The following is a 24038-nucleotide window of genomic DNA, read 5'->3' as shown; positions in this document are numbered from 1 at the left end:
GGTCGGGTCTGTCGATGTTGTCAAAACGAGACCCTTTAAGTGTGGTTTACAGCCCTCGCCTCCTTAATAGTTGGCTCCATTGAGCTCGGGTCAATGGGTCACGCGCTGTGGGGAGCGCCGACTCACGAGCACACTCGGGGTACTTGACGAAGCACGCTGTCAGGGGTGTCAGCGCGCGTAGAACGGTGCCCTTCTTGTAGTGACTAGTGGACTCATGAGGAGGAACCCATGCGCGGTGCCAAGAGCGCCAAGTGGGTCGCCGGTGCGATCGTTGTCGCCCTGGCGGCCACTGCCTGTGGCAGTGGTGGCGGTGACGAGGGCAAGAAGAACCCGGCGGGCCAGCCCGAGGGCTATGTCTCGATCGACGTCGGCGAGCCGCAGAAGCCGCTGATCCCTGCCGACACCAACGAGACCAACGGCTCTTACGTCATCCAGTCGCTCTTCACCCAGCTGCTGGACTTCGACGCCAAGGGCGAGATTGTCCTGACGAACGCCGAGTCCGTCGACACCAAGGACTCGAAGACGTGGACCGTCAAGCTCAAGAAGGGCTGGAAGTTCCACAACGGTGAGGCCGTTACCGCGCAGTCGTACGTCGACGCCTGGAACTGGTACGCCAACATCAAGAACAACCAGCAGAACGCGTTCTGGTTCGGTGACATCGCCGGCTACGCCGACGTGCACCCCGAGAAGGGTGAGCCGAAGGCCGACAAGATGTCCGGCCTGAAGGTCGTGGACGACACCACGTTCACGATCACGCTGACCGACAAGGTCCCGTACTTCAACTACAAGCTCGGCTACGCGACCTTCGCGCCGCTGCCCAAGGTCTTCTACGACGACCCGAAGGCTTTCGGCCAGAAGCCGGTCGGCAACGGTCCCTACAAGTTCGAGAAGTGGACCCACAAGAAGCTCATCCAGGTCGCCGCCAACCCTGACTACCAGGGTCCGAACAAGGCCGCGAACAAGGGCATCCTCTTCAAGAACTACGCGACCCTCGAGGCCGCGTACCAGGACGTCGTCTCCGGCAACCTGGACATCATCCGCCAGGTCGGCCCGACGGACCTGCCGAAGTACAAGCAGGACCTGGGCGAGGGTGCCATCGAGCAGCCCTACGCGGCCATCCAGTCGCTGGTCCCGGCGTTCTACAGCAAGACGTTCAAGGACGTGAACCCCAAGGTCATCCAGGGTCTGTCCATGGCGATCGACCGTGACACGATCACCAAGACCGTCCTGAACAACACCCGTACCCCCGCGACGAGCTTCACGCCGCCGCAGGTCAAGGGCAACCAGGACCTGGGCACGGACGTCTTCACGTACAACGCGGCGAAGGCGAAGCAGCTCATCAAGGAGGGCGGCGGCGTCCCCGAGAACAAGCTGTTCATCCAGTACAACGCCGATGGTGGTCACAAGGAGTGGGTGACCGCGGTCTGCGAGTCCATCCGCAAGGCCACCGGCGTCGACTGTGTCGGCGACCCGAAGCCGGACTTCGCGACCGACCTCGAGGCGCGCGACAACAACCAGGTGAAGTCGATGTACCGCGGTGGTTGGGTTGCCGACTACCCGGTCAACGTCAACTTCCTGAAGGAGCTGTACCACAGCAAGGCCGAGTCCAACAACGGTCGTTTCTCCGACAAGGAGATCGACGCGCTGATGGCCGCCGGTGACAAGGCGACCTCGCTGGACGAGTCCGTGAAGGCCTACCAGGCCGTCGAGAAGAAGCTGCTCGAGAAGATGCCGGCGATCCCGCTCTGGTACTACCGCATCAACGGTGGTCACGGTGAGCGCGTCGACAACGTCGCGGTCGACTTCCACGGCGACCTCGAGCTGACCGGCGTCACCGTCAAGTAGGCGCCTGCGGGCCCATCCCCACTCGGCCGTAATCCGCCGCCGTCGGTCATCCGGCGGCGGCGGAGGTCCGGGGGTCGTCTGTCACGACGGCCCCCGGCCCACTGCTAACCCCTCACGGAGGCACCCATGGGGCGCTACGTCGCACGACGACTGCTCCAGATGATCCCGGTGTTCATCGGGTCAACCCTGCTGATCTTTCTGATGATGTACGCACTGCCCGGTGACCCCGTGCGTGCGCTGGCAGGTGAACAGAACGTCGACCCGGCACAGATCGCGTCGCTGAGACACGAGTACGGCCTCGACAAGCCCGTTTGGCTGCAGTACCTGACCTATCTGGGCAATCTGTTCCAGGGTGACTTCGGGACGCAGATCGCCAGTGGGCGGCCGATCGCCGAGGTCATCGGCGAGGCCTACCCGGTGACCATCCAGCTGACGGTCTTCGCTTTCACGTTCACCGTCGTGGTGGGCATCCTTCTCGGTGTCCTCGCGGGCCTCAAGCCCGACACCCTCCGGGACCGTGGCCTGCTGATCCTCACGCTGCTGCTGATCTCGGTCCCGTCCTTCGTACTCGGACGTCTGTCCCAGTACCTCTTCGCGTACCAGCTCGGAATCGTCGACCCGAACGTGTCGCTCGACGAGAACTGGAACGAACTGCTGCTGCCCGCCTCGGTGCTCGCCGCGCTGTCACTCGCCTATGTGGCCCGGCTGACCCGCACGTCCATCGCCGAGAACCTGCGCTCCGACTATGTGCGCACGGCCGTTGCCAAGGGGCTGCCGCGCCGTCGCATCGTCGGTGTCCACCTGATGCGCAACTCGATGATCCCGGTGGTCACCTTCCTGGGCACCGACCTCGGCACGCTCATGGCCGGCGCCGTCGTCACCGAGGGCATCTTCAACATCCACGGCATCGGAAGCCTCATCTTCGAGGCGCTGAAGCGGCGCGAGGGAGCCACGGTCGTCGGCGTCGTCACGCTGATCGTGCTCGTCTACCTCATCTGCAGCCTGCTCGTCGACCTGCTTTACGCGGTCCTGGACCCGAGGATCCGTTATGCCTGAGATCGCAGAGACCGCGAAGAGCGCGGACACGATCACCACCGCCGCCGCCCCCGACACGGCCCTGGTGGCCGAGGCCGGACCGGCGCCGGGCAACGCACGGAGCCTGTGGTCCGACGCATGGCACGACCTGCGCCGCAGCCCGCTGTTCATCATCTCCTCGGCCATGATCCTCCTGCTGCTCGTCATGGCGGTCGCACCCGGGCTGTTCACCAGTGCCTCGCCGCGCGACGGCGACCTGGTCAACCACTACCTGCAGAAGCCGAACTGGGGGCACGTCTTCGCCCCCGACTGGTTCGGTTACGACATCCAGGGCCGGTCCATCTACTCCCGTGTCATCCACGGTGCCCGTGCGTCCATCACCGTCGGCGTCGTCGTGACGTTCATCGTCACGGTCTTCGGTGGCGTGCTGGGGATGCTCGCCGGCTACTTCGGCGGCTGGCTGGACAGCGTGCTGTCCCGGCTCACCGATGTCTTCTTCGGCGTTCCCTTCCTGCTCGGCGCCATGGTGATCCTCACCAGCTTCGAGAAGCGTGAGGTGTGGACGGTGATCCTCGCGCTCGCCTTCCTCGGCTGGACGCAGATCACCCGTGTCGCCCGTGGTGCGGTGATCACCGTCAAGCAGGCCGACTACGTCGTGGCGGCCAAGGCGCTCGGTGGGTCCACCAGCCGGATCATGTTGAAGCACATCCTGCCGAACGCCCTCGCCCCGGTGATCGTCGTCGCGACGATCTCGCTCGGCGGGTACATCGGCGCTGAGGCCACGCTGTCCTTCCTCGGTATCGGTCTCGCTGAGCCGACCGTGTCCTGGGGCATCGACGTCTCCGACGGCTTCGCCCAGATCCGGAACGCTCCGTACGTCCTGATCATCCCTTCGGTGATGGTCTCGATCACGGTGCTGTCGTTCCTCATGTTCGGCGATGCGGTACGCAACGCCCTCGACCCCAAGCTGCGCTGAGGGAGGCGTACGTGACCATCATCGACAAGTCTGCGCCCGTCCCCGCTCCGCGGGACTCGGGCGACCACGAAGGTCCCCTGCTCGAAGTCCGCGATCTGCACGTGGAGTTCCACACCCGCGACGGCGTCGCCAAGGCCGTGAACGGCGTCAACTACACCGTGAGCGCGGGCGAGACGCTCGCCGTTCTCGGTGAGTCCGGTTCCGGAAAGTCGGTCACCGCCCAGGCCATCATGGGCATCCTCGACATGCCGCCCGGTCGTATCCCCAAGGGAGAAGTGCTCTTCCGCGGTGAGGACATGCTCAAGATGTCCGCCGAGGAGCGGCGCCGGATCCGTGGCTCGAAGATCGCGATGATCTTCCAGGACGCGCTGTCCTCCCTGAACCCGGTGCTCTCCGTGGGCTACCAGCTGGGCGAGATGTTCCGCGTCCACCAGGGCCTCTCCAAGAAGGAGGCCAAGGCCAAGGCCATCGAGCTGATGGACCGGGTGAAGATCCCGGCCGCCGCGGCCCGGGTCAGCGACTACCCGCACCAGTTCTCCGGCGGTATGCGTCAGCGCATCATGATCGCCATGGCGCTGGCGCTGGAGCCGGACCTGATCATCGCCGACGAGCCCACCACGGCACTCGACGTCACCGTCCAGGCCCAGGTCATGGACCTGCTGGCGGAACTGCAGTCCGAGTACAACATGGGTCTGATCCTGATCACCCACGACCTCGGCGTCGTCGCCGACGTCGCGGACAAGATCGCCGTGATGTACGCGGGCCGGATCGTCGAGACCGCACCGGTCCACGAGCTGTACAAGCGCCCGGCCCACCCGTACACCCGGGGTCTGCTCGACTCGATCCCGCGCCTGGACCAGAAGGGCCAGGAGCTGTACGCGATCAAGGGTCTGCCGCCCAACCTGACCCGTATCCCGACCGGTTGTGCGTTCAACCCGCGCTGCCCGAAGGCTGACGACATCTGCCGTTCGGACATCCCGGCCCTGCACCCGGTGACCGAGCAGGACGGCACCGAGCTGCCCGGCCGCGGAAGCGCGTGCCACTTCTGGAAGGAGACGATCCATGGCTGAGCTGGACAAGAAGGACGACGCCGTGGACGCGACCCCGAACGTCACCGAGGTCGAGACTGTCGACGCCGCCAGCGAGGCGGAGGCCGTCGCAGCGATCGAAGCCCCGGTCGACCGCGGTGAGCCGATCCTCCAGGTGCGCAATCTGGTCAAGCACTTCCCGCTGACCCAGGGCATCCTCTTCAAGAAGCAGGTCGGCGCGGTCAAGGCCGTGGACGGGATCTCCTTCGACCTCTACCAGGGCGAGACGCTCGGCATCGTGGGCGAGTCCGGCTGTGGCAAGTCCACGGTCGCCAAGCTCCTGATGTCGCTGGAGACGGCGACGGCCGGCGAGGTCTTCTACAAGGGCCAGGACATCACCAGGCTGTCCGGGCGTGCGCTGAAGGCGGTCCGCCGGAACATCCAGATGGTGTTCCAGGACCCGTACACCTCGCTGAACCCGCGTATGACGGTCGGCGACATCATCGGCGAGCCCTTCGACATCCACCCGGAGGTGGCCCCGAAGGGTGACCGGCGCCGCAAGGTGCAGGAGCTGCTGGACGTCGTCGGTCTGAACCCGGAGTACATCAACCGGTACCCGCACCAGTTCTCCGGCGGTCAGCGCCAGCGCATCGGCATCGCCCGCGGTCTCGCCCTCAACCCGGAGATCATCATCTGCGACGAGCCGGTCTCGGCGCTCGACGTCTCCGTGCAGGCGCAGGTCATCAACCTGATGGAGAAGCTGCAGGACGAGTTCAACCTCTCCTACATCTTCATCGCCCATGACCTGTCGATCGTCCGTCACATCTCCGACCGTGTCGGCGTGATGTACCTCGGCAAGATGGCCGAGATCGGTACGGACATCCAGATCTACGACCACCCGACGCACCCCTACACCCAGGCGTTGCTGTCGGCGGTCCCGGTCCCCGACCCGGAGGCCCGTGAGGGCCGCGAGCGGATCATCCTCACCGGTGACGTCCCGTCCCCGGCGAACCCGCCGTCCGGCTGCCGGTTCCGCACCCGCTGCTGGAAGGCGGAGGACAAGTGCGCGACCGAGGTCCCGCTGCTCGCGGTCCCGGAGCGGTTCGCCGGGCAGGACACCCCGGCGGCGCACGAGTCGGCGTGCCACTTCGCCGAGGAGAAGGACGTCGTCCACGCGGTGTAGCCCGCGCGGTGCGGCATTCGGCCCGTACACCGTGAGGCGCCCGGAACCCCTGAGGTTCCGGGCGCCTCGCGTTTTCACCGACTCCGGGGCAGGCGGCGCCTCGCCGATAAGGCGTTGCCGCACGCCCGTCCCTCACGCCAAGGTGCCCTCATGGACGCCACCGACACCGCCATGCGGCCCGCCGCTCCCGCCGACGCCCCGGCCGTGCACCGGCTGCTCAACGCCATCGACACGATCGAGATCGGACATCCGGAGACCGACCTCCACACCGTCGAGGCCGATCTCGCCCGTACGGATGTCTGGCTGGTCGAGGAGGAGGACGGGCCCGTCGCCCTCGGCATGGTCTGGCGTGACTCCGGCGAGCCCGTGGACGCCGTGGCCCACGGGACGGAACGGATCGACGCGGATCTGTACGCGTTGCCGGGGCGGAGCGCCGCGACGGCCGCGCTCCTCACCACGATGGAGGGCAGGGCCGCCGAGCTCGCCGCGGCCACCGGGGCGTCCCGCGCCGTGGTCCATCTGGGCCTGTCCTCGGCCACCAGCGTGGACACCGGCCTGGTGCGCTCCCGCGGCTGGCGGCCCGTACGGCGGTACAACGTCCTGACGCGCGAGGTCGACGCGACGCTCACCGCGCCCGGGCTTCCCGACGGTGTGACCTTCCGTGCCTGCCGTACGGAGGACGAGCGCCGCCTCGTCCACGCGCTCATGGAGGAGGCCTTCGCCGACCACTACGACCACCGGGCGCGGTCGTACGAGGAATGGCGGGGACGGCTGGAGGAGAGCACCCCCATCGACTGGTCCCTCGTCTGGATCGCCCATGTCGACGGCCTCGGGGACGCGGCGGCGATCCTGGCCCGCGACGACCGGGCGAACATGGGCTGGGTGCGCGCCCTCGGCGTACGGCGCGCCGCCCGCGGACGGGGCCTGGGCGGGCTGCTGCTGCGGCAGGCCTTCGCCGAGTTCGCCCGCCGGGGCCGCACCACGGTGGGACTCGCGGTCGACACCGGAAACACCACGGGGGCTCTGCGGCTGTACGAGCGGAGCGGGATGTCGGTCTACTTCGCCGCCGACACATGGGAGCTGACGGTGCCTCTGGTCCCCCGCGCTCGCTGAGCCCGCTTGCGGATGCCCTGCTCGCCGACACCTTCGGTACACGGCTCCCGGAGCATCACTGCCGCGCGTTATGTCAGGTTTTGCGGTGATATTGAGGTCTACTTGTATCCCCACGGATCCGAGGAGGCACTCCATGCGCGGAGCCACCCACGCCAAGTGGGCCGTCGCCGCGGCCGCCGTCGCGTTCGCGGCGACGGCCTGCGGCGGCGGGAGCGACAGCGGCGGCAGCGGGGCCGACGGCATCGTGAGCTCCTCCTGGGGGGACCCGCAGAACCCCCTCGAGCCGGCGAACACCAACGAGGTCCAGGGCGGCAAGGTCCTCGACATGGTGTTCCGAGGTCTCAAGCGCTACGACCCCAAGACCGGCGAGGCGCAGGACATGCTCGCCGAGAAGATCGACACCAGCGACTCCACCAACTTCACCATCACCGTCAAGGACGGCTGGACCTTCTCCAACGGCGAGCCCGTCACCGCACAGTCCTTCGTCGACGCCTGGAACTACGGCGCCCACCTCGGGAACAACCAGCGGAACGCCTATTTCTTCGGCTACATCGAGGGATACGACCAGGTCCACCCCGAGTCGGGCCGGCCCACCGCTCCGACCATGTCGGGCCTCAAGATCACGGGCCCCAGGACCTTCACGGTCAAGCTCACCCAGAAGTTCTCCACCTGGCCGGAGACCCTGGGCTACGCCGCGTTCGCCCCGCTGCCCAAGGCCTTCTTCACCGACCACGACGCCTGGCTGGCCACCCCCGTCGGCAACGGCCCGTACAAGGTCGACTCCTATGTGAGGGGCTCCCAGATGTCCCTGCGCCGCTGGGACCAGTACCCCGGCGACGACAAGGCACAGAACGGCGGCATCGATCTCAAGGTCTACACGGACAACAACACCGCCTACACGGATCTGACGGCGGGAAACCTCGACCTCGTGGACGACGTCCCGGCGGCCCAGCTCAAGAACGTGAAGGCCGACCTCGGCGACCGGTACATCAACACCCCCGCCGGCATCATCCAGACGATCGCCTTCCCCTACTACGACCCGGCCTGGAACAGACCGGGCCTGGAGAAGGTCAGGCAGGGGCTGTCCATGGCGATCAACCGCCCGCAGATCACCGAAACGATCTTCCGGAACACCCGCACGCCCGCGAAGGACTGGACCTCGCCGGTCCTCGGCCCCGACGGCGGATACGACGACTCGCTCTGCGGTGACGCCTGCGCCTACAACCCCGCGGAGGCGAGGAAGCTGATCAAAGAGGGCGGTGGCATCCCCCGCGGCGGGCTGAAGATCACGTACAACGCGGATACCGGCTCCCACAAGGAGTGGATCGACGCCGTCTGCAACTCCATCAACAACGCGCTCGGCAACAACCACGCCTGCGTCGGCAGCCCGGTCGGCACCTTCGCCGACTTCCGCAACCAGATCACCCAGCGCAAGATCACCGGCCCCTTCCGGGCCGGCTGGCAGATGGACTACCCGCTCATCCAGAACTTCCTCCAGCCGCTCTACTACACCAACGCCTCCTCGAACGACGGCAAATGGAGCAACGAGGAGTTCGACCGGCTCGTCGACGAGGCCAATGCCGAGACCGATCCGGCGAAGGCGGTCGACACGTTCAAGCAGGCCGAGGGAGTCGTACGGGACCAGATGGCCGCGATCCCGCTCTGGTACCAGAACGGCAGCGCCGGCTACTCGGACCGGATCAGCGATGTCTCGCTGAACCAGTTCAGCGTCCCCGTCTACAACGAGATCAAGGTCGGCTGACGGCTGTCCGCCAGCCCTGTTCGTCCGATCCGCACCCTCAGGAGCCCGTCATGGGACGCTATGTGATCCGGCGTCTGCTGCAGATGATCCCCGTCTTCATCGGCGCCACGCTGCTGATCTTCCTGATGGTGAACGTGATGGGCGACCCCATCGCGGGCCTCTGCGGCGAGCGCGAATGCGATCCCGCGACCGCCGCCCAGCTGCGCAAGGAGTTCGGCCTCGACAAGCCGGTCTGGCAGCAATACCTGACGTACATGGGCAACGTGTTCACCGGGGATTTCGGTACGGCGTTCAACGGACAGCCCGTCACCGAGCTGATGGCCACGGCCTTCCCGGTCACCATCCGGCTCACGCTCGTCGCGATCTTCTTCGAGATCGTCATCGGCATCACCCTGGGAGTCGTCACCGGACTGCGCCGCGGCCGGCCCGTCGACACCGGTGTGCTGCTCCTCACGCTGGTGGTCATCTCCGTCCCCACGTTCGTCACCGGTCTGCTGCTCCAGCTGCTGCTCGGCGTCGAAATGGGCTGGATCAGGCCCTCCGTCTCGTCAGAGGCCCCGCTCGGCGAACTGATCGTCCCGGGCCTGGTCCTCGCCTCCGTCTCCCTCGCCTATGTCACCCGGCTCACCAGGACCTCCATCGCAGAGAACAAACGCGCCGACTACGTCCGTACGGCGATCGCCAAGGGTCTGCCGCGCCGCCGGGTGATCGGCCGCCATCTGCTGCGCAACTCGCTGATCCCGGTGGTGACCTTCATCGGGGCGGACATCGGAGCCCTGATGGGCGGCGCCATCGTCACCGAGCGGATCTTCAACATCCACGGCGTCGGCTACCAGCTGTACCAGGGCATCCTCCGCCAGAACACCCAGACCGTCGTCGGCTTCGTGACCGTCCTGGTGCTGGTGTTCCTGGTGGTGAACCTGCTCGTCGACCTTCTGTACGGCGTACTCGACCCGAGGATCCGCTATGCCTGAGCCGCAGTACGACGACGGGGGAGCGATCGCCTCGACGGGCGCGGGCGGTGGGATGGACCTTGCGGCGAGCGAGGGTGCGGCTCTGGAGAGGGCGCCCGGTGGCCCGCCAGGAACCGGCCCCTCCGGCAGACCCCGCAGCCTCTGGTCCGACGCCTGGCGAGATCTGCGCCGCAACCCCGTCTTCATCGTCTCCGCCCTGGTCATCCTCTTCCTGGTGATCATCTCGATCTGGCCCTCGCTGATCGCCTCCGGCAATCCGCTCGACTGCGATCTCGCCAAGGCCCAGCAGGGATCCCAGCCGGGGTATCCCTTCGGCTTCGACGGCCAGGGCTGCGACGTCTACACCAGGGTCGTCCACGGGGCCCGCACCTCGGTGACCGTCGGTGTCTGCGCGACGGTCGGGGTCGCGCTCCTCGGGGCCGTCCTCGGCGGTGTCGCCGGCTACTTCGGCGGAGCCCCCGACTCGCTGCTTTCCCGGCTCACGGACATCTTCTTCGCCATCCCGGTCGTCCTCGGCGGTCTGGTGCTGCTGTCCGTCGTCACGAGCGACACCGTCTGGCCGGTGGTCGGATTCATGGTGCTGCTCGGCTGGCCGCAGATCTCCCGCATCGCCCGCGGCTCGGTGATCACCGCCAAACAGAACGACTATGTGCAGGCCGCGCGAGCCCTCGGCGCTTCGCACGCACGGCTGCTGCTGCGGCACATCGCGCCCAACGCGGTCGCCCCGGTCATCGTCGTGGCGACCATCGCGCTCGGTACGTACGTCGCGCTCGAGGCGACCCTCTCGTACCTCGGCGTCGGGCTTCGGCCGCCCGCCATCTCCTGGGGCATCGAGATCTCCGCCGCGTCCCCGTACATCCGCAACGCCCCGCACATGATGCTCTGGCCGGCCGGAGCACTCGCCGTCACCGTGCTCGCGTTCATCATGCTCGGCGACGCGGTGCGCGACGCCCTCGACCCCAAACTGCGCTGAGGAGGCGGTGGACGCGATGCTGCTCGAAGTGCGCGACCTGCAGGTGGAGTTCCGGACCAGGGACGGTGTGGCCAAGGCCGTCAACGGCGTCACGTACTCGGTGGACGCGGGCGAGACGCTCGCCGTGCTCGGTGAGTCCGGTTCGGGGAAGTCGGTCACCGCGCAGGCCGTCATGGGCATCCTCGACATCCCGCCGGGCCGGATCACCGGCGGCGAGATCCTTTTCCAGGGCAGGGACCTGCTGAAACTGAAGGAGGAAGAGCGGCGGAGGATCCGGGGCAACGGAATGGCGATGATCTTCCAGGACGCGCTCTCCTCGCTCAACCCGGTCCTGACCGTCGGCGACCAGCTCGGTGAGATGTTCACCGTGCACCGCGGCATGTCGAGGAAGGACGCACGGACCCGGGCGGTCGAGCTCATGGACCGGGTACGGATTCCCGCCGCCAAGGAGCGCGTCGGGCAGTACCCGCACCAGTTCAGCGGCGGTATGCGTCAGCGCATCATGATCGCCATGGCGCTGGCACTCGAGCCGGACCTGATCATCGCCGACGAGCCGACGACCGCCCTCGACGTCACCGTGCAGGCCCAGGTCATGGATCTGCTCGCCGAGCTACGGCGGGAGCTCGGCATGGGGCTCGTCCTGATCACCCATGACCTCGGCGTCGTCGCCGACGTCGCCGACCGGATCGCGGTGATGTACGCGGGACGGATCGTGGAGTCCGCGCCCGTCCACGACATCTACAAGGCGCCGGCCCATCCGTACACCCGGGGTCTGCTCGACTCGATCCCCCGCCTGGACCAGAAGGGCCAGGAGCTGTACGCGATCAAGGGCCTGCCGCCGAACCTGATGGACATCCCGCCCGGCTGCGCCTTCCACCCGCGTTGCCCGATGGCCAGGGACGTGTGCAGGACCGATGAACCCGAGCTGTTCGACGTGAGCCGGGACCGCGGAAGCGCCTGCTTCTTCTGGAGGGAGTGCCTCCGTGGCTGAGCCGACCGGGCGGGTCCGGCCGAGCGCGCCGGGCGAGCCGATCATCGAGGTGCGCGGGCTGCACAAGCACTATCCGCTCACCCGGGGCGTTCTCTTCAAGAAGCAGGTGGGGGCGGTCAGGGCGGTCGACGGAGTCGACCTCGACCTCTTCCGGGGCGAGACCCTGGGCATCGTCGGTGAGTCCGGCTGCGGCAAGTCCACGCTCGCGAGGATGCTGGTCAATCTGGAGCGGCCGACGGCCGGACGGATCCGCTACCGGGGCGAGGACATCACGAAGCTCTCCGGACGCGCGCTCAGGGCGGTGCGGCGCAACATCCAGATGGTGTTCCAGGACCCGTACACCTCGCTGAACCCGCGTATGACGGTCGGTGACATCGTCGGAGAACCGTACGAGATCCATCCCGAGGTGGCCCCGAAGGGCGACCGGCGCCGCAGGGTGCAGGAGCTGCTCGACGTCGTCGGGCTCAACCCCGAGTACATCAACCGCTATCCGCACCAGTTCTCCGGCGGCCAGCGTCAGCGCATCGGCATCGCCCGCGGGCTCGCGCTGCGGCCGGAGATCATCGTGGCGGACGAGCCCGTGTCGGCACTCGACGTCTCCGTACAGGCGCAGGTCATCAATCTGATGGAGAGGCTCCAGGACGAGTTCCGCCTCAGTTATGTGTTCATCGCCCATGACCTGTCGATCGTCCGTCATATCGCGGACCGGGTGGGCGTGATGTATCTGGGCCGGATCGTGGAGATCGGCAAGGACGCGGAGATCTACGAGCATCCGACCCACCCGTACACCCAGGCGCTGCTGTCGGCGGTCCCGGTGCCGGACCCCGAGGCCCGTGAGCACCGGGAGAGGATCATCCTCTCCGGGGACGTGCCGTCACCCACGGACATCCCCTCCGGATGCCGCTTCCGTACGCGCTGCTGGAAGGCGCAGGAGCGGTGTGCGCTCGAGGTTCCGGAGCTGGCGGTCCCGGCGGTCTTCCGGCTGACCGAAGGGCCCGCGAAGCACGACTCGGCCTGTCACTTCGCCGAGGAGAAGCATGTAGTGCCCAGGGAGGGGGAGCTCGGCGGGCACGCAAGTCCCGCCGAGCCCTCCGCCCAGGGTCTTTCGTTCGGTTCTGGCCGGATCGGTGAGCGGCGCCAGGGCCCGCGAGCCCGGCAGGATCCGAACGAGAGGCCCTAGGCCAGAGCTGCGGCCTTGTCGCGGTGGAGGATGACCAGCCGAGCCTTCTTCTCCGGGAGGAACACCTCGGGGAGATCGATCTCGGGCAGGACGATCTCGGGGCCGAGCTCGAAGCCCGTGCGGGCCAGGCGGTCGACCGCCTTCTCGTTGCGGATGTCCGGCTCGGCGACGATCCTGCGCACGTTCGGGTCCGAGAGCACGAAACCGACGAGGACGGACAGCATGGCCGCGGTGAAACCCGGCCGCGGCGCGCCGTGGGCGGGCCCGACCATGAGGTGGATCCCCAGGTCGCCGGGCTCGACGTCGTAGCACTCGCTGATGCGGTCGGCCTCGGGCTCGTATGTCTGGAAGAGCATGACGGGCCGGTCGCCGGCGTGGATCATGAAGCCGTGGTGCGTGGTCAGCGAGTCGAGGTGCTCGTAGATCTCCCGCACCTCGTCGCGCGTGGTCTCGCGCATGCCCCAGAAGCGGGCGCGCTCGTCGGTGACCCAGGAGTGGATGACATCGGCGTCGCGCGCGGGGTCGAGGGAGGTGACCCGTACCGTCCCGATGCCGTCAAGGGTCTGCTCGTACAGAGCCGGGCGGCCGGCGGGGCGGTCAGTGGTCATGTCTCTCCTTGGTGCGGTGCTCGGGGGTGAGCCGGTCGAAGTCGGTGATGACGGGTACGAGTTCGCCGCGCAGCCACAACGGAAGCTGGTCGCGGTGGTGGGCGTCGCCCGGGATGCCGCGGGCGCCCAGCGGGACGACCCAGAGGCTGTCCTCGCGCCGGGCGAGATCCCAGACGTAGCGGGCGGCGGGCCCGCGTGCGCCGTGATCGGTGAGGCCGGGAACGCTGGACGTGGCCAGGACGCAGTCGTGGTCGCCGGCCATGCCGGGCCACTCCTCGTCGGTGAGGGGCAGCGCCTGCCAGGGCGCGAGCCGGTGCCGCTCGCCCCACGTGATCCGCGTCGGATTCCCGGCGTACTCCGCGGCGACGTCCTCGAGGGCATCGCGGACCACGTCGGCCCGGTCGATGCCCGGCAGCAGCGTGGTCGCGAGCAGCCCCTCCAGCGCGTAGCCGACCTTCACGACGAGGGTGAGCCACGGCTGGAAGACCGCGGGGTACGGCAGCGGCCCGGCGAGGCAGGCCAGTTCGGGGTGGGCGGCGAGCCGCCGGACCACCGCGTGCCGTACCCCGGCGTACTCTGCGGCGACCGTGCTGTCGGCGTCCATCCGCCGGTTCCAGCCCAGCAGCCGCTCCCGCAGCCCGGCGGCGTCCGGGGTGAGCCCGTCAAGACCGGCGATCAGCTCCAGGAGCGGGCCGGCGGACGCCAGACGGGTGTCCATGTGTACGGCAGCCATGTCGGGGGCGGTCCAGCCCTTCGACTCCCGCAGCAACTCCGCGATGCGGTCCGCACGGTGCGGGGGCGCGAACTCCACGCCGAGGGGCCCGGCGAGCACGCGCTCGTTCGCCATGACCGCGAAGTCGTCGACGTCGGCGCGCGGCATCGGCTCGTGCAGGCCCTGCCACTCGTGCCCGCGCTCCCAAGCGGGAACGACCCGCAGCCGGTTGTCGCGGTGCCGCAACGGCACCTGCCCGGCGGTCCGGTGCAGCAGTCCGCCGGCGGTGTCGGCGGCCTGTACGACATTCACGGGCTCGACCCAGCGCCCGAACGCCCGGTCCACGTCCGCGACGCTCCGCGCCCTGAGCAGCTCGGCGATCGCCGCGAATCCCAGGTCGGCGGTGACGCGAGGAAGACAGCGCAGGCTGATGGCCTCGACGGTGTCCTCGCCGTCCGGGGCGTCGCCGATGACGACCGGGCCCCGCTCGGTCTCTGTCACCTCGACGGTGACCGGTGCGCCGCCCGCCACCTCGACGGTCTCGGTGTGGTGCGCGGCCGGGTGCCATCCGTCGGGCCCGAGGGCCTCGATGCCGGCGTCCGTGCGTCGCAGCCGCTCCCGGTAGAGGTCCTGGTAGTCGGCCATGGCGTTGGTGATCGCCCAGGCGACGGTGCCGGTGTGGGCGAAGTGGGCGACACCGGGGACTCCGGGGAAGGCGAGTCCGACGACGTCGTACTCGGGACAGACCAGATGGACCTGCTGATAGACCCCGGGGTCCTCGATGAAGCGGTGCGGGTCGCCCGCGATGATCGGGGCGCCGGTGCGGGTGCGCTCGGGCGAGACGAGCCAGCCGTTGGAGCCCGCGGTGCCGGGGCCGTCCATGGCGAAGAGCCCGATCGCCTCATCGCCGAGCCGTCGCGCGACCTCCTCGCGCCACAGCTTGGCGGGGAAACCGGCGAAGAGGATGTGCGTGGAGAGCCAGATCGCGAGCGGGGTCCAGGGATTCCATGACCCCGGAGTCAGCCCGGCCTCGGTGAACTCGGGGGCCGCAGAGGCGCCTTCCGCCAGGCCTGCGCGGACCCCGTCGACGTACGCGTCGACCCAGTCGCGCGTCCCGGGGTCGAGGGCTTCGTAGCAGCGCCGTGCGGTGTCGTCGAGCCTCGCCTGCCGGGCGAACGTGTCCCAGGCGACGGCCTCCGCGCCGAGGAACGCGGCCGTGGTGCCCTGAGCCCGGTGCCGCTCGACCTCCAGCTGCCAGGCGCGGTCCACGGCCGCGTTGTGTCCCTGGGCGTAGGCGAGTTCGTTCGCGCTGCCCGCTCGCAGATGTGGGATGCCCCACGCGTCCCGGAAGACCTCGGTCCTCACACCACCCCTCCTTTAGGTTAGGCTGCCCTAACTCTAGCTGGACCGACGGGGGGAGAACACGGTGGGGCACGGCTGGGAGGGCGTCGTCCTCAAACTCATGCGGGGCAAGGACTTCGCATGCACGGTGACCGGAGCGGAGCAGGTCACCGATCGGTACCGGCGGGTGCATCTCACCGACGGCGGCATGCTCCGGGCGACCGGAGTTCATCCGACGATGTGGGTGCGGCTCTGGTTCGAGAACGCGGGCAAGCCGCACCAGCGCGCCTACACCCTGGTGGACCCCGATCCGGTGGCCGGCACCTTCAGCCTGGAGTTCGCCCTGCACGAGGGGTGCGCGAGCGACTGGGCGCGGAGGGCCCGGCCCGGCGACACCATCGAGGCGACCGTGCAGGGCACCGGCTTCACCGTGCCCGATCCGCTGCCCTCGCGGCTGTTCGTGATCGGTGACCCGGCCTCGCTGCCCGCCGTCAACTCGCTCCTCGACGCCATGCCCGGCACTCCGGCCACCATCTGGTTCGAGACCCCTCACGAGTCCGACGCCGGGCTCCCGGTCCGGGCCCGGGCGGACCACCACGAGCTGCGCCGGGTCCCCCGCCGTGACGCCGGGGCACATCTGGCCGAGGAGGTACGGGCCGCGCTGCCGGGCCTGCTCGGCGACGACCCGGCGAAGGCGTTCTTCTGGATCGCCTGCGATGCCGCGACCACCCGCACGCTCACGTCCCGCATACGCAAGGAACTCGCCGTCCCCAAGGAGCGGGTGAACGCCCTCGGCTACTGGCGCACGGTGTGATCCGTGTGCGTGACCGCGTGCGAATGACGGCAAATGCCCGTCAATCTCGTTAACGCCCAGGCAACTTCATCGACGCGGCACCGATATACGAACGCGTCACGCTGAACTTCGTACGGCCGTGCGGGTGCCGTAGACCGGTCGGGACGACGCACCATGTCGCCCCGGCCGGTCGCCTTCGAGGTCACGGCTCACGGCACACCGGTGCGACCGGTCAGCCCTGTCCGCCGTGTCCGCCACGGTCGACGGCATCCGGGCTCAGTCCCAAGGAACGCTTGAGGAACTCCACCTGAAGCAGCAACAGGTTCTCGGCGACCTGCTCCTGTGGCGTCATATGGGTGACTCCACTGAGCGGCAGCACCTCGTGAGAGCGGCCCGCGGCCAGCAGCGCCGACGACAGCCGAAGGCTGTGTGCCACCACCACATTGTCGTCCGAGAGGCCATGGATGATCATCAACGGCCGCGCCTGCTCCGCCGGCTCGCTGAGCCCGTCGTCCGTGACGAGGGAGTTCGTGGCGTACACCCCGGGACGCTCCTGCGGCCTGCCCAGATAGCGCTCCGTGTAGTGCGTGTCGTACAGCCGCCAGTCACCGACCGGTGCGCCCGCCACCGCCGCGTGGAACACATCGGGCCGGCGCAGCACCGCCAGCGCGGCCAGGTACCCGCCGAACGACCAGCCGCGGATCGCCACCCGGCCGAGATCCAGCGGGTAGCGACCCGCGAGCGCCTGCAGCGCCTCGACCTGGTCGTCCAGCGCGAGCGCCAGATCCTCCTTGACGGCCTTCTCCCATGCGGGGGAGCGGCCCGGGGTGCCGCGGCCGTCCGCGACGACCACCGCGAAGCCCTGGTCGGCGAACCACTGTGAGGTGAGATGCGAGTTGTGTGCGGCGACCACACGCTGGCCGTGCGGCCCGCCGTACGGATCCAGCAGCACCGGAAGGGGACGGTCCGACTCCCGGTGGCCGGAGGGAAGCAGCACGGCGCATGGAATCCGTCGTGCGCCCCCTTCGGTGAGGTGCACGCGGGGAGACAGGACCGGCTGCTCCGCATGCGAGGCGATCACGGCGAGCGGCTTCCCTTCCCGTAGCACCCGCACCTGTGAACCGCTCACTTCCGGCCGAGCAGAGGCGAGCACCGCCACCGCACCGGAACGCACCGCCGAGTGGACCCCTACGCCTTCCGAGACCCGCTGCACCCCCAGCTCGTCGACCCGGTACACATGGATCTCACCGGTCTCCGGCTCCGCCGCCTCCTCACCTGCCGACGCCGAGACCAGGACGTCCGATTCACCGACGTCCAGCACCGCCCGCACGTGCAACCGCGCCCCGGTCAGCGGCCGGCCGCCCACCGTCAGCACCCGCGCCCCTCCCTCGTCGGCGATGTTCACCAGCCGCCCGTCCGGGGTCCAGGCGGGCGCCCCGGCCGGCAGCTCGACCCAGGCGGGGTCCTCTTCCACGTGCACGGTGCGCGTCGCACCCGTGCCGGTGTCCACCGCGAGATGAAGTGCGGCGCGCTGGTCCCGCTCCTGCACGAGCAACAGCGGGTCCCCCGACGGCGACCAGTGCACGCGGGCGAGATACGGACAGCGCTCCCGGTCCCAGACGACCTCGGTCCGCGCCCCGTCCAGCCCGACCAGATACAGCCGCACGTCCGCGTTGGCCGACCCGGCCGCCGGATAGGCGACCTGAGCCGGCTCCCGGTCCGGATGCGCCGGGTCCGCGATCCACCAGCGCCGCACGGGGGACTCGTCGACGCGCGCCACCAGCAGCCGGTCGCTGTCCGGCCCCCACCAGAACCCGCGCGTGCGCCCCATCTCCTCGGCCGCCAGGAACTCCGCGACGCCGTACGCAGTCCACGCGTCCTCCGGCTCGGCCAGCGCGCGGTCCCCGTCCCCCTCCGCGCCGATCACCCGCAGGGCACCCTGCGCCGCGTAGGCCACGAACCGCCCGTCAGGGGAGGGCCGGGGATCGAGCACCGGACCCGCAGCGGGCAGTTCACGCGCCGTCCCCGCCCGCAGCTCGGCGGTGAACAGGCGTCCCGACAGGGTGAACGCCGCCAACTCCGCCTCCTCGTCCACGGCGTAGCCGACGATGCCGCCGGAGCCCTCGCGGCTGCGCTCGCGCCGGGCCCTTTCCTCGGCAGGCAACTCCTCGGCCTCTCCGCCCAGCAGCGCTTCCGGATCCGCGACGACGCGCTCACGTACGTCCCCCTCGAGGTCCAGCACCCAGAGCCCGTGGGCGCGTTCCGTCCCGGAGGGGGAGCGGAGGAACACCACCCGGGAGCCGTCCGGCGAGACCGTGAACGCGCGCGGTGCGCCAAGGCTGAAGCGCTGCGTCCTGGCGTACTGGCGAGGGAACGAGAGCGGGATGGATTGCTGCTGCCTCGAGGTCATATGGCCGAATCTAGTGCCGTGCGCCCCCGCGTGCTGCCGTGCACCGATCGATGCATGGGTGCGGATAGTTATGATCCCTAGCGCCAGGTGGGTATGACTCCTCCGGCACATGCGTGCTGCCTGTTACCGACCGAATATCTATGGAGGTGAACCGCCGTGGCACTCTCGATTTCGGCGGTGGTGCTGCTGGCGATCATCGTCTTTCTGCTGGTCAAGAAATCAGGTCTGAAGGCCGGGCACGCGGCTGTCTGCATGCTGCTCGGGTTCTACCTGGCCAGTTCCTCGGTCGCCCCCACGATCAGCGAGCTGACCACGAATGTGGCGGGCATGATCGGCGGGCTCAAGTTCTAGACCGGCCGGCCCGGCGCCAGGACGTTCCGGGCCTCGGCATCCCGAGCCCGGTGGCGTGAGCCGCGGATCGGCGGGCGTGGGTTCAGGCGTCGCCCGGCAGAACCGGCCGGGCTCGCTTCCCCCGGCCGGGGGCCTCGTAGGCTGTGGGCATGACGGACCTCGCAGCCCGTCGTCTGCTTCTGGTGCACGCGCACCCCGACGACGAGTCGATCAACAATGGCGCCACCATGGCGCGGTACGCCGCCGAGGGTGCCCACGTCACGCTGGTGACGTGCACCCTGGGTGAGGAGGGCGAGGTCATCCCGCCCGGACTGGGGCATCTGACCGCCGACAAGAAGGACAGCCTCGGCCCGTACCGGATCGGCGAACTGGCCACCGCCATGGCCGAGCTGGGCGTCGGCGACCACCGCTTCCTCGGCGGTCCCGGCCGCTTCCGCGATTCCGGGATGATGGGCCTGCCCCAGAACCGCCGCCCCGGTGCCTTCTGGAACACCGAGGTCGACGAGGCGGCGCCCTTCCTCGTCGAGGTGATCCGTTCCGTACGGCCACAGGTCCTCGTCACCTACGACCCCGACGGCGGCTACGGCCACCCCGACCACATCCAGGCGCACCGCGTCGCCATGAGGGCCGCCGAACTCGCCGCGGATCCGGCCTTCCGGCACGACCTCGGCAGCCCGCACTCGATCGCCAAGATCTACTGGAACCGGGTGCCGCGGTCGGTCGCAGAAGAAGGCTTCGCCCGGCTGCGCGCCGACGCCGGGTCCCGGGCATTCCCCGGGATCGCGGACATCGGTGACATTCCCGGTGTCGTGGACGATTCCGAGATCACCGCCGAGGTCGACGGCCGCGCGTACGCGGCCCGGAAGGCGGCCGCGATGAGCGCCCACGCCACCCAGATCGTGGTGGACGGGCCTTTCTTCGCACTCTCCAACGATCTCGGCCAGCCGGTGTTCACCACGGAGTACTACCAGTTGGCGCGTGGCGAATCCGGCGCACCTGCCGGTGAGCGCGAACGCGACCTGTTCGAGGGAGTGGCCCGATGACCGAGACCGGAGCCTGGGCGACCCGGCGCCCGAAACCCGGACGGATCGCCGGATATCTCGGCCTTCTCGTCGTCGGCTTCGTGGTGGGGACCGCGGGTTCGCTGGTCCAAGCCGCGTGGTTCCCGGCCGGGTTGGTACTGGCGCTGCTCGGGTCCGCGGGGCTGTTCTACGGCGGCACGCGTGCCACCGGTACCCAGCTGGGCGTGCTCGCCCCGGCCGCCGGCTGGATCGTGGCGGTGCTGCTGCTCAGTGCCGGACGGCCGGAGGGCGACGGCCTCTTCGCAGGCGGAGTCGGTGAGATCGTCTTCCTGCTGGGCGGCATGGCGGTGGCTGTGATGTGCGCCACTATGCCGCGATCGCCGCAACCAGGCGGATGAACAGGCCGATTCGGCACGTGACGTGTCCCGTCTCAGGCCGAAATGACCAGGCGCCGGGGGGCGGATGCGGAACGCCGCTTCCCGCAGTCGCCGCGTGCGATTGGGCGGCGGCCAGTATGGTGGTGCGCGCCGCCGAGCCGCCCGAAGCAGTGGTACCAGTAAGAACGGGCGGCGGAGCCAACCGGGAGAACCTGCTTTGAGTCGTGAAACTGACAGTTCGTCGTCCGGCCCCCAGGGGCATGGCGGAGCCGCGTACCCGTCGGGGACACCGCCGTACGGATCCCGCCAGTATCCGTCGCTGCACCCGACGCAGGACGCTCCGGACGAGAGAGCCGAGCCCGCGTCCCCCGCGCAGCCGGACGAGCCCAGGACCGAGACGACGCTGACCACCCGCATCCGGATCAACATCCCCGGTTCGCGGCCGATCCCTCCTGTCGTCATGCGTACGCCCATGAGCGACGTGGACGCGCGGAAGGTGAGCGGCGCCGCCGGCGCGAAGGGCGAGGGCAAGGCCGAGCGGGCCGGTGAGCGTACGGGCAGTACGCCGCGCCCCCAGGCGGCCGCGCAGGCCCCGGAAGCCCCGGTGCGTCCGAGCGAGGACGCCTCGACCGCGGTGGACAGGGCTGCGGAGAAGCCGGCCGAGGAGAAGACGAGCGACTGGTTCGCGCCACGCAAGGCCCCGGTCCCGCCCCAGGCCGCCGCTCCGGCTGCTCCGGAGGTTCCGGCCGGGCCGAACGGGCCCGGTGCCGCCCAGCGTCCCGGAGGCTCGCTGAGCGACCTCGCGGCCGATGCGGACAATCCGGCGGCCGGTCCGTCCACGCCTGTGCCCGGGCTGCGGCCGCAGGGTGCGCCCGGCCCCGTGGCCCCGTCGGGCCCCACGACGGGTCCGGTCACCGGCACGTCCCCGTTCGCGCCGGGGGGCGGGGGTGCCGGGGCGCCCAGGATGAGCGACGACACGGCCGTACTGACTCCGCAGAGCCCCGCATCCGGGCCGGAACCGACCGTGCCCGGATCCTCCGCGCAGGGGCCCTACGTCCCGGGGCAGTCCGTACCTGGTCGGTCCGCGCCGAGCCCCTCCGTGCCCGGCGCCAATGTCTCGGGCGACACGCTGACCAGCGGCATCCCGGTCGTCCCGCCGCAGCACCGCTCGCCGTTCGCGCCCTCGGGCCCGTCGGGCCCCGCGGCGGGCCCGAACGAGAGCCCCTGGCCGCCCACCGGCCCCGGCACGGACTTCTCCTCGCCGGACTTCCCGGGACCGGCCGCCCCGGCCCACACCGCGCCCGGCCCGACGCCGCCTCCGGCCGCGCAGTCGTCGTCCCGGCCGGCCAAGAAGGGCCGGTCCAAGCTGGTTCTCGCCGGTGCGGGCGCCTTCGGCCTGCTCGTCGTCGCGTACGGCGCCGGGCTGCTGATGAACCACTCCGAAGTCCCCAAGGGCACCACGGTCCTGGGCGTCGACATCGGCGGCGGCACCAAGGAGGACGCGGTCGCCAAGCTCGACGCGGCGCTGGGCAAGCGCGCTGCCGCCCCCCTCCAGCTCTCGGTGGGCAGCAAGAAGGAGCAGCTCACCCCGGAGAAGGCGGGCCTCACCCTGGACAGCCAGGCGACCGTCCGCGCCGCCGCGGGCAGCGACTACAACCCGGTCTCCGTGATCGGCTCCCTCTTCGGCGGCGAGCGGGTCGCCCAGCCGGTCATCCCGGTCGACGAGGAGAAGCTCCAGGTGGCGCTCACCGACCTGGCCGGCTCCTCCGGTTCCGCCGCCGAGGGCACGATCAGGTTCGAGCCGGGCAAGGTGGTCGCGGTGCCCGGCAAGGCGGGCATGTCGCTCGATGTCCAGAAGTCGATGATCTCGGTGAGGGACGCCTACCGCGCCATGGTCGAGACGGGCCGGGCCAACCTGGTCGAGCTGCCCGTCGGAACCCGCGAGCCCACCATCACCCAGGCCGAACTGAACCGGGCGATGAAGGAGTTCGCAGAGCCCGCGATGTCCGGCCTGGTCACCATCAAGGCGGGCGACAAGCAGATCCAGTTCGGCCCCGCGCGCTCCCTGCCGAAGATCCTCTCGATGCGGGCCGTCGACGGCCGCCTCGTCGAGGTCTACAACAGGCCGGCGATCGAGGAGCTCCTGGACGGCGTGTTCGACGGCCTCACGATCACCAAGGGCGACGGCAAGCAGCACCCGCTCTCTGCCGCCGACGTCGCCCAGGCCATGGGCCCGGCGCTCCGCGGCAAGACGCCCGCGGAGCGCACGGCGGAGATCCAGCTCGACCCTCAGGGCTGAGACGGCTCCTCCAAGGGCGCCGGGTCTTCACCCCTGGCCCCGGGGCAGCCCTGGCCGTGGTCTCAGGACCCCTGGAGCTCGTGTCCAGGGGTCCTTGGAGAACCGCCCGACAGCCTCGCCTCTGAATCCGGTCCGTGCAGCGATTCGCAGCACGCGTATGCGAACGGACCGTCATGGGAAAGCCATACCGATCAAGGTGCCTTTCCCCCGCGCTCAGTTCAGCATCGACCTCGCCGCATGCGCCCGCCTTCTGATCGACGCCGCCGTCGCGGGCTCGACCGCCGAGACGATGTCCGCGTACGCGTCCATCTCCGCCGCGCCCGCGAGGAAGTCGCCACGCTGGACGAGGAGCTGGGCGCGCTCGAAGCGGAGGCGGGCCGGGTGGGCGGGGAGGAGGAGGGAAAGTTCGACGGCCCAGAGGGCGACATCCGTGCGTTCGGGGCGGGCCGCGGACCAGGCGCGGACGTTGTTGAGGATGCGCAGGACGATCTCCAGGGGGCCGGCCGGGACCAGCATCGAGGGGTCCAGGGATTCGCCCGTCGCGCCCACGACGAGGAGCTCCGCGTCGGCTCCGGTGAGGAGGCGGCCGCCCGCGAAAGGGTCCGCGAGGACGGGCCTGGCAGGGTCACCGATGCCGACGACGAAGTGACCGGGGAGGGCGACTCCGTACACGGGCGCGCCGGCGCGGCGCGCGACCTCGAGCCAGACGACCGAGAGCAGGATGGGCAGGCCCCGGCGGCGCCGCAGGACCTCGTGGAGGAGAGAGGACTCCAGACGCTGGTAGCAGCCCGGCGTGCCGTGGAAGCCGCAGCGCTCGCCGAGGAGGGCGCCCAGGGCCGCCATCCAGGACTCCGGCCCGGCGAGTCCGTACGGCAGCAGGCCGGCGAGCCGGTCCAGCTCGATCTGCGCGGCGTCCAGCCCCGCCTCGTCCAGCGCGGGATCCGCCTCCGCGCCCACGAGCAGGCACAGGGTCGTGAGGTCGGGCCGCTCGGAGCGGGCCTCCTCGGCGAAACGGCGGCGCCAGTGAGTGTCCCCGTGCTGTGGCGGGTGCATATGCGTCTCGTA

20 protein-coding genes are annotated in these 24038 nt (G+C 69.6%); 16 read left to right on the top strand and 4 right to left on the bottom strand.

The features are described from left to right. Positions 1-228: 228 nt before the first annotated feature. The 11 genes from ACFU5O_RS08375 (at position 229) to ACFU5O_RS08325 (ending at position 13060) form a co-directional block, all read left to right on the top strand. A complete protein-coding gene (locus tag ACFU5O_RS08375) occupies positions 229-1845 on the top strand; it encodes an ABC transporter substrate-binding protein (protein ID WP_384237987.1) in 1617 nt (538 codons plus the stop codon). A gap of 126 nt (positions 1846-1971) precedes the next feature. After that, positions 1972-2901, top strand: coding sequence for an ABC transporter permease (locus ACFU5O_RS08370; RefSeq protein ID WP_384237985.1), 930 nt, complete (start codon positions 1972-1974; stop codon positions 2899-2901). After that, positions 2894-3856: an ABC transporter permease gene (locus tag ACFU5O_RS08365; protein WP_384237982.1), complete on the top strand. Its 963-nt coding sequence runs from the start codon at positions 2894-2896 to the stop codon at positions 3854-3856. Before ACFU5O_RS08370 ends, ACFU5O_RS08365 begins: the two co-directional genes overlap by 8 nt. A gap of 11 nt (positions 3857-3867) precedes the next feature. Continuing rightward, a complete protein-coding gene (locus ACFU5O_RS08360) occupies positions 3868-4926 on the top strand; it encodes an ABC transporter ATP-binding protein (protein ID WP_384237979.1) in 1059 nt (352 codons plus the stop codon). Further along, complete coding sequence (locus tag ACFU5O_RS08355) at positions 4919-6067, top strand: ABC transporter ATP-binding protein (protein WP_384237976.1); 1149 nt, start codon at positions 4919-4921, stop codon at positions 6065-6067. The genes ACFU5O_RS08360 and ACFU5O_RS08355 overlap by 8 nt, the downstream gene beginning before the upstream one ends. 150 nt (positions 6068-6217) lie before the next feature. After that, positions 6218-7180: a GNAT family N-acetyltransferase gene (locus ACFU5O_RS08350; RefSeq protein WP_384237973.1), complete on the top strand. Its 963-nt coding sequence runs from the start codon at positions 6218-6220 to the stop codon at positions 7178-7180. Between the two features lie 133 nt (positions 7181-7313). Next, complete coding sequence (locus tag ACFU5O_RS08345; protein WP_384237970.1) at positions 7314-8942, top strand: ABC transporter substrate-binding protein; 1629 nt, start codon at positions 7314-7316, stop codon at positions 8940-8942. 50 nt (positions 8943-8992) lie between these two features. Then, positions 8993-9916, top strand: coding sequence for an ABC transporter permease (locus tag ACFU5O_RS08340; RefSeq protein WP_384237967.1), 924 nt, complete (start codon positions 8993-8995; stop codon positions 9914-9916). Continuing rightward, complete coding sequence (locus ACFU5O_RS08335) at positions 9909-10889, top strand: ABC transporter permease (protein WP_384237964.1); 981 nt, start codon at positions 9909-9911, stop codon at positions 10887-10889. The genes ACFU5O_RS08340 and ACFU5O_RS08335 overlap by 8 nt, the downstream gene beginning before the upstream one ends. A gap of 16 nt (positions 10890-10905) precedes the next feature. Continuing rightward, positions 10906-11880 (top strand): ABC transporter ATP-binding protein, encoded by a 975-nt coding sequence (locus tag ACFU5O_RS08330; RefSeq protein ID WP_384237962.1) that lies wholly within the window; start codon positions 10906-10908, stop codon positions 11878-11880. Further along, positions 11873-13060 (top strand): ABC transporter ATP-binding protein, encoded by a 1188-nt coding sequence (locus ACFU5O_RS08325; protein ID WP_384237960.1) that lies wholly within the window; start codon positions 11873-11875, stop codon positions 13058-13060. The genes ACFU5O_RS08330 and ACFU5O_RS08325 overlap by 8 nt, the downstream gene beginning before the upstream one ends. On the opposite strand, the gene ACFU5O_RS08320 is transcribed toward ACFU5O_RS08325, so the two are convergent. Both ACFU5O_RS08320 and ACFU5O_RS08315 read right to left on the bottom strand, forming a co-directional pair. Beyond that, positions 13057-13668, bottom strand: a complete 612-nt coding sequence (locus ACFU5O_RS08320) for a GNAT family N-acetyltransferase (protein ID WP_384237957.1) — start codon at positions 13666-13668, stop codon at positions 13057-13059. The genes ACFU5O_RS08325 and ACFU5O_RS08320 overlap by 4 nt on opposite strands. Continuing rightward, positions 13658-15745 carry a penicillin acylase family protein gene (locus tag ACFU5O_RS08315; protein WP_384237955.1) on the bottom strand — a complete coding sequence of 696 codons (2088 nt, stop codon included), beginning with the start codon at positions 15743-15745 and terminating at the stop codon, positions 13658-13660. Before ACFU5O_RS08315 ends, ACFU5O_RS08320 begins: the two co-directional genes overlap by 11 nt. A 61-nt stretch (positions 15746-15806) precedes the next feature. Between ACFU5O_RS08315 and ACFU5O_RS08310 the strand changes: the two genes are divergently transcribed. Continuing rightward, entirely contained in the window at positions 15807-16535 is a 729-nt protein-coding gene (locus tag ACFU5O_RS08310; protein ID WP_384237953.1) for a siderophore-interacting protein, read from the top strand. Positions 16536-16746: 211 nt separating this feature from the next. Here ACFU5O_RS08310 and ACFU5O_RS08305 read toward each other — a convergent pair whose 3' ends face one another. Further along, positions 16747-18924, bottom strand: a complete 2178-nt coding sequence (locus tag ACFU5O_RS08305) for a prolyl oligopeptidase family serine peptidase (RefSeq protein WP_384237951.1) — start codon at positions 18922-18924, stop codon at positions 16747-16749. Positions 18925-19080: 156 nt separating this feature from the next. Here ACFU5O_RS08305 and ACFU5O_RS08300 point away from each other — a divergent pair, with 156 nt between their 5' ends. The 4 genes from ACFU5O_RS08300 to ACFU5O_RS08285 all read left to right on the top strand — a co-directional run bounded on the left by ACFU5O_RS08300 (position 19081) and on the right by ACFU5O_RS08285 (position 22973). After that, positions 19081-19275 (top strand): hypothetical protein, encoded by a 195-nt coding sequence (locus ACFU5O_RS08300; protein WP_384237949.1) that lies wholly within the window; start codon positions 19081-19083, stop codon positions 19273-19275. 149 nt (positions 19276-19424) lie between these two features. Further along, positions 19425-20318: an N-acetyl-1-D-myo-inositol-2-amino-2-deoxy-alpha-D-glucopyranoside deacetylase gene (gene mshB / locus ACFU5O_RS08295; RefSeq protein WP_384237947.1), complete on the top strand. Its 894-nt coding sequence runs from the start codon at positions 19425-19427 to the stop codon at positions 20316-20318. Beyond that, complete coding sequence (locus ACFU5O_RS08290) at positions 20315-20695, top strand: DUF6113 family protein (protein WP_384237944.1); 381 nt, start codon at positions 20315-20317, stop codon at positions 20693-20695. Before mshB ends, ACFU5O_RS08290 begins: the two co-directional genes overlap by 4 nt. Positions 20696-20891: 196 nt before the next feature. Then, positions 20892-22973, top strand: coding sequence for a hypothetical protein (locus tag ACFU5O_RS08285; RefSeq protein ID WP_384237942.1), 2082 nt, complete (start codon positions 20892-20894; stop codon positions 22971-22973). A gap of 213 nt (positions 22974-23186) precedes the next feature. Here ACFU5O_RS08285 and ACFU5O_RS08280 read toward each other — a convergent pair whose 3' ends face one another. Further along, positions 23187-24026 (bottom strand): tetratricopeptide repeat protein, encoded by an 840-nt coding sequence (locus ACFU5O_RS08280; protein WP_384237940.1) that lies wholly within the window; start codon positions 24024-24026, stop codon positions 23187-23189. Positions 24027-24038: the final 12 nt, after the last annotated feature.

The organism is Streptomyces sp. NPDC057445 (genome assembly GCF_042802855.1).
Classification (GTDB): Bacteria; Actinomycetota; Actinomycetes; order Streptomycetales; family Streptomycetaceae; genus Streptomyces.
The sequence above is the reverse complement of the archived record's forward strand: the minus strand, read 5'-3'. Positions and strand labels throughout refer to the sequence as shown.